The sequence below is a fragment of the Streptomyces alkaliphilus genome (assembly GCF_014141535.1).
Taxonomy (GTDB): Bacteria; Actinomycetota; Actinomycetes; order Streptomycetales; family Streptomycetaceae; genus Streptomyces; species Streptomyces alkaliphilus.
In genome coordinates this window covers 1-5,472 of sequence record NZ_VKHT01000285.1, presented here as the reverse complement: position 1 = coordinate 5,472, position 5,472 = coordinate 1, and the positions used below count along the sequence as shown (strand labels likewise).

The window sequence follows — 5,472 nt, the reverse complement described above, 5'->3', positions numbered from 1 at the left end:
CCCAACAACCACCCCGCCACCACGTCCCCCGGGTAGTGCACGCCCACGTGCACCCGCGAGAACCCCACCGCGGCGGCGAGCGGCGCCACCGCGGCGGCGTGCCGGGGGGACTCCAGGGCCACCCCGGTCGCGAACGCCGCGGCCGAGGCCGCGTGGCCGGAGGGGAACGACCAGGTGCGCGGCTGCCGGCTCAACCGGCGGCCCAGTGGTACCTCGTCGATGGTCGGCCGCTGCCGCCGCACCCCGGCCTTCACCAGGGTGTTCACCGTGAAGGAGGCGATGGCCATGGCCCCCAGGCCGCGCAGGGCCGCTCGTCCGGACCGGTGGCCGCCCAGCGCGGCCATCCCGGCGGCGGTCGCCATCCAGAGTCTGCCGTTGTTCGCGGCCCGGCTCAGGCGGGGCAGCACCACGTCACCGGGGCGGGAGCGGCGGGCCGCCACCCGGGCGAAGAGCCGTTTGTCGAGCTCCGAGATCCTGTGTCGCATCCGCGCTCCCTCCAGCCGGACCACGGACGGGTCCGGTTCCACCGCGGGCGACCTCCGGCCGCCGGTGGGCGAGCCTACCCGGGCGCCCGCGGGCCGAACGGAATCCGTCCCCGGCGCGTCCCAGCGGGCCGGTATAAAGGCGGGATGACCTCGCACTCCCCCGACTCCGCTTCCGCCGGCGGTCGGTCCGTCACCCTGGAACACGTGGCGCGGGCCGCCGGGGTGTCCCGGGCCACCGTCTCCCGTGTGATCAACGACGAACCCACCGTCGGCCCGGAGTTGCGCGCCCGGGTGGAGCGGGCCATCGCGGAGACGGGGTACGTGCCCAACCGCGCGGCCCGCTCACTGGTGACCCGCCGCACGGACTCCGTGGCCCTGGTGGTCTCCGAACGGGAGCACCGGGAGGTCACCGGGCCCTTCGTCGGCCGGATGTTCACCGATCCCTACTTCGGCCGTGTGGTGACCGGCCTGTTGGGCGTCCTGCGCCCGAAGGGTATCCAGCTGAGCCTGATGCTCGCCGACGACGCCGCCTCCCGCGAGCAGTTGGCCGGCTATCTTCGACGGGGGTACGTGGACGGTGTCGTGTTGATCTCCTCGCACCCCGCCGATCCCCTCCCGGCCCGGTTGGTCCAGACCGGTCTGCCGGTGGTCCTCGCCGGCCGCCCGGCGGTGCCGGTACCCCTCACCTACGTGGACCTCGACCAGTTCACCGGCGCCCGGCTGGCCGCGGACCGACTGCTGGCCGAGGGGCGGCGACGGGTGGTGACCGTCGCCGGTCCCTCGGACATGCCGTCGGGGCAGGAGCGGTTGGCCGGTTTCCGGGCGGCGATGGCCGCGGCCGGCGTGCCGGAGGTGCCCTGCGCCGAAGGGGATTTCACCCGGGAGTCGGGGGAACACTGCATGCGGCGCCTGATCGGGGAACACCCCGACCTGGACGGCGTCTTCGCCGCCTCCGACCTGATGGCCTCCGGCGTGTTGGCGGCACTGCACCGCCTGGGCCGGCGGGTACCGGAGGACGTCGCGGTGATCGGGTTCGACGACAACTCGGTGGCGTCCGCCTGCGAGCCACCGCTCACGACGGTGCGTCAGCCGGTCGAGGAGATGGCGGCGGAGATGGCCCGACTACTGCTGCGGCGGATGGCGAACCCGGGAGAGGGCGCGCCGCCCTCGGTGGTCTTCCACCCGACGCTGGTCGTGCGCGAGAGCGGGTGAGGAGCGGGCACGGCGAACCCGGGTGCCGGGGAGGGCGCACTCCCCGGCACCCGGGGGCCCGGGAGCCGGTGACCACCACCGGCCGGCGCCGGCCGGTGGTGGTCACCGGACGGGTGTCATCGGCCGGGTGTCATTGGTACACGCGCACCCAGTCGACCGTCATCCGCTGCGGGAAGACGGTGGAGGAGTCCGGCGGGCCGGGCCAGTCCCCACCGACGGCGCTGTTGAGGATGAGGAAGAACCTCCCGTCGAAGACCCACGGTCCCACCGTGGCCTCCAACTCCTCGCGGTCCACGGTGTGCACCACCCGGTCGTCCACCGTGAAGACCATGCCCTCGCGGTTCCAGTCCAGCGCGTAGACGTGGAAGTCGTCCCCGAAGGACTGCCCCTCGGGCAGGGAGAAGGACGAGCCGTACCCGTTGCCGCCGAAGTACGCCGGGGCGTGCAGGGTGGAGTGGACGACGTTCGGTTCGGAGCCGATGTGCTCCATGATGTCGATCTCCCCGACATGCGGCCACGGCCGCCCGTCCTCGAAGAACGAGGAGCCCAGCATCCAGAAGGCCGGCCAGTGGCCACGGGTGGAGGAGACCTTGATCCGGGCCTCGACCCGCCCGTAGGTGAAGTCGAGCAGGCCGTGGGTGTTGAGCCGCCCCGAGGTGTACTGGCAGGTGGTGCTGCCCGAGAGCGGGTCCACCGGACAGGTGGTGCCCGGTGTCTCCTGCCGGCGCGCCTCGATCACCAGCCGACCCTCGCCGTTCAGCAGCGCGTTGTCGCTCTCGGTGTAGTACTGCAACTCGTTGTTCTGCCCCGTGCCGGGGTCCGAGCGCCACTTGGTCGGGTCCGGGACGCTGCCCGCCGGGCCCTCGAACTCGTCGCTCCACACCAGCTCCATGGGCTCTCCCGGGTTCGGCGGCAGCGGCGGCGGCGCGATCGGGTCCCCGCCGGTGCCGTACACCGAGAACTCCCACAACGAGTAGCCGTGGGGGCCCGCCCGCTCGGTGCCGTACATCCGCACGTGACGCCCGATGTTGTCGCTCGCCGGGATGTCGATGGTCTCCTTCAGGCCGCGGCCCTCGGTGGTGGACCACACGGTGCGCCACTCCCGGCCGTCGTCGGAGAGCTGGATCGCGTGGGAGCGGGCGTGGGCCGGGTCCCACTGCAGAACGACCCGGCTGATCTCGGCCGGGGCGCCGAGATCGACGGCGATCCACCCGGGGTCGGTCCATCCCACCTCCGGCTCGGTGGCCCACCGGCTGGCCGGATCGCTGTCGAAGGCCTTGTCCGGACCGCACTCCCAACAGTTCCCGTCGTGCTGCGAGGAGGAGGCGGTGCCGGACCTGCCGTGGGACAGCAACACCTCGTCGTCCGGCACGGGGGCCGGATCGGTGCCGCTGTCCCCGGCCGCGTGCACCTCGAACTCCCAGAGGGAGAATCCGTATTCCGTGGCCCGCTCCAGACCGCGCATCCGCACGTACCGGCCGGTGCCGGACACCTCCAGGGTCTCCGTCCCGCCGGCGGATTCCCTCGCCTCGTGGACAGTGTTCCATCTCTCCGCGTCGTCGGAGAGCTGGATCTCGTAGGAGGAGGCGTGCGCGGCCTCCCAGTCGAGCACGATCCGCCCGACCTCCACCGGGGCGCCGAGGTCCACGCGCAACCACTGCTCGTCGGCGAAGGCACTGGACCAGCGGGTGCCCCGGTCACCGTCCACGGCGGCGGAGGCGGGGAAGGCGTCGGATTCGATGGAGGAGGCGACGGCGGGTTTGCCCTGTGAGATCGGCGTGGACTCGGCGGCGGAACCGGTCGCGGTCAGGGGGCCGAGGCCGAGCGCGGCCACGACCAGGGCGACACCTCCGGCGAGGACGCGGACCCGGCGTCCTCGGGGGGTTCTGCGGCGCCCCGGTGGTGTGACGACGGTGGGTGTCATGTCTCGTCCCGTTCCTTTCGTGAGGCCGTGCGGTGCGGATGGTGCGGGATGAGCGATGGACAGCCGGGTCGGTGCGGTGACGGGACCGGCCCGGACGCGGTGGGGGAGTGCCCGCGGGGGCTGTCAGCCCTCCGGGGCGTCCGACGCGGGGGACTCGGTGATGTCCGAGGCGTCGGTGGGCGAGAAGAGTTCGGTGAGCTCGGCGAGTTGCTCCTCGCGGCGGTCGACCAGGGTTGCGGCCAGGGCCAGCGCGTCCTCGTCGGAACCGGCGTCGAGGAGACCCTCGGAGACCGTGCGGGAGTGCTCCAGGTGTTCGCGCAGCAGGTCGATGACGGTCGCGTCGAAGCGGCTCGGCGGCTCGGCGGCCGCCTCGGCGAGTTGGTCGTCGGTGACCATGCCGGTCATGCGGTGCCCCTCGTGGGGATTGGTGTCGGGGACACCGGCCTCCTCGCGCAGGGCGTGCAGGTCCTCCAACTCGGCACGGTGGTTCGTGGCCAGGCGGTCGGCCAGGGAGGCGAGTGCCTCGTCGTCCGTGCCCGTCGAGGTCAGGTCGAGGAGCAACAGAATGCGGTCGTTCATGGGGATCATCAGCTGGAGCCAGGCCAGGTCCGACCCGGTCAGCCGGGCGGGGGAGGCGGCTTCCCCGGACGCGGGGGTGGCCGGGGAACCGTCCGACCCGGCCGTGTGTCCCTCGACGATCGCGGACTCCGGTCGCCCGTCGGGCGAGGGGGAGCCCCCGCACCCGACGAGCGCCGACACCGCGATCACCGTGGCCATCAGGGACGAACGGACCATCCGCGTCGGCCGGCGGAGCGCCGTGTCCCGGCGGGCGTCGCTCATCGGCCGCCCCCGCCGGTCACCCGCCCGGTGCGATCAGGAGGGACGGCCATCGGGGCCGCACTTGATGACCGGGTTGATGCAGTCGCGCACCCGCCGCTCCATCTCGTCCTCGGGCCAGGCGTTGAACAGGTCCCCGTGCATGGTGTAGCCGGGGCCCGAGGCCAGTTCGAAGCGGGAGGGATCGCCGTTGACCGGGTAGCGCAGCACCTGGCGCAGCTTGGGCACCGGCACCGGGTGGCTCTCCGGGCACTGGCCCGCGACCGGGTAGGACATGTGGCTCTTGTGGTCGGCGGAGTCCAGGTTGACGCCGTCCCAGCACTGCGGGAAGTCCAGGTAGGACTCGAGCATGGTGTCCGGGGGGCACTCCACGAAGTCCCTGGAGGGCTCCACGTGGCCCGCGTGCAGGCAGGACCAGCGGGAGGATGCCTCGTCCGGGGAGGTGGCCACCGCGTTGCCCGCGAGCATCTTCAGGCCCAGCGGCATCGGCTGGATGGCAGCGGTGACGTTCTCGTTCACGCCCTCGCCGAGGTAGTAGAAGGTCGCGGTCGCCGGCTCGACCGGCTCGCCGTCCACGTAGAGGGTCGGGACCCAGTAGCCGGACAGGTCGACCACGGGGTCGCAGTTGCTCTCACCCCGCAGCAGGTCCTCCACGGTGGTGTGGGCGTCCACCGAGGTGTTGCCGAAGAAACTGTGCATGTGCGAGGCGCCGGGAAGGTCGGGGAAGACTATGGGGTCGTCCGGCAGTCGGTGGCTGAAGGTGCACTCGGCGACGAACTCGGCGACGCGCACCACATCGGCGGCGACCTCGGCGCCGGGGTCCGCCTGCGCGCCGGAGGAGCCGGTCATCAGCTGACCGGCGCCCAGCGCGGCGGCGACCACGATGGCGGCCGGTACGGCGTGGCGCGGTCGGGGTCGCCGCCGGCGCGCGTGACCCGCCGGGGTTCCGCCGGCCGGTGCGGTGCCGGTCCCGGTGGGAGGGGTGGGGGAGTCGGACATGATTCTCCTGATCGG

5 protein-coding genes are annotated in these 5,472 nt (G+C 72.8%); 1 reads left to right on the top strand and 4 read right to left on the bottom strand.

All coding sequences use genetic code 11. From position 1 onward, the window contains the following. Positions 1 to 485, bottom strand: a 485-nt coding sequence (locus FNQ90_RS11305; RefSeq protein ID WP_182606247.1) for a phosphatase PAP2 family protein, incomplete at its 3' end; no start/stop codon positions are given. Positions 486 to 629: 144 nt separating this feature from the next. Here FNQ90_RS11305 and FNQ90_RS11300 point away from each other — a divergent pair. Then, on the top strand, positions 630 to 1,697 hold the full coding sequence (locus tag FNQ90_RS11300; protein WP_182606246.1) for a LacI family DNA-binding transcriptional regulator: 1,068 nt from the start codon (positions 630 to 632) through the stop codon (positions 1,695 to 1,697). 130 nt (positions 1,698 to 1,827) lie between these two features. Here FNQ90_RS11300 and FNQ90_RS11295 read toward each other — a convergent pair whose 3' ends face one another. The 3 genes from FNQ90_RS11295 to FNQ90_RS11285 all read right to left on the bottom strand — a co-directional run bounded on the left by FNQ90_RS11295 (position 1,828) and on the right by FNQ90_RS11285 (position 5,469). Continuing rightward, complete coding sequence (locus FNQ90_RS11295; RefSeq protein ID WP_182606245.1) at positions 1,828 to 3,621, bottom strand: discoidin domain-containing protein; 1,794 nt, start codon at positions 3,619 to 3,621, stop codon at positions 1,828 to 1,830. 123 nt (positions 3,622 to 3,744) lie between these two features. Next, positions 3,745 to 4,461 (bottom strand): DUF305 domain-containing protein, encoded by a 717-nt coding sequence (locus FNQ90_RS11290; RefSeq protein ID WP_182606244.1) that lies wholly within the window; start codon positions 4,459 to 4,461, stop codon positions 3,745 to 3,747. A 33-nt stretch (positions 4,462 to 4,494) separates the two neighbouring features. Next, a complete protein-coding gene (locus FNQ90_RS11285; protein ID WP_407699343.1) occupies positions 4,495 to 5,469 on the bottom strand; it encodes a DUF1996 domain-containing protein in 975 nt (324 codons plus the stop codon). Between the last annotated feature and the right edge of the window lie 3 nt (positions 5,470 to 5,472).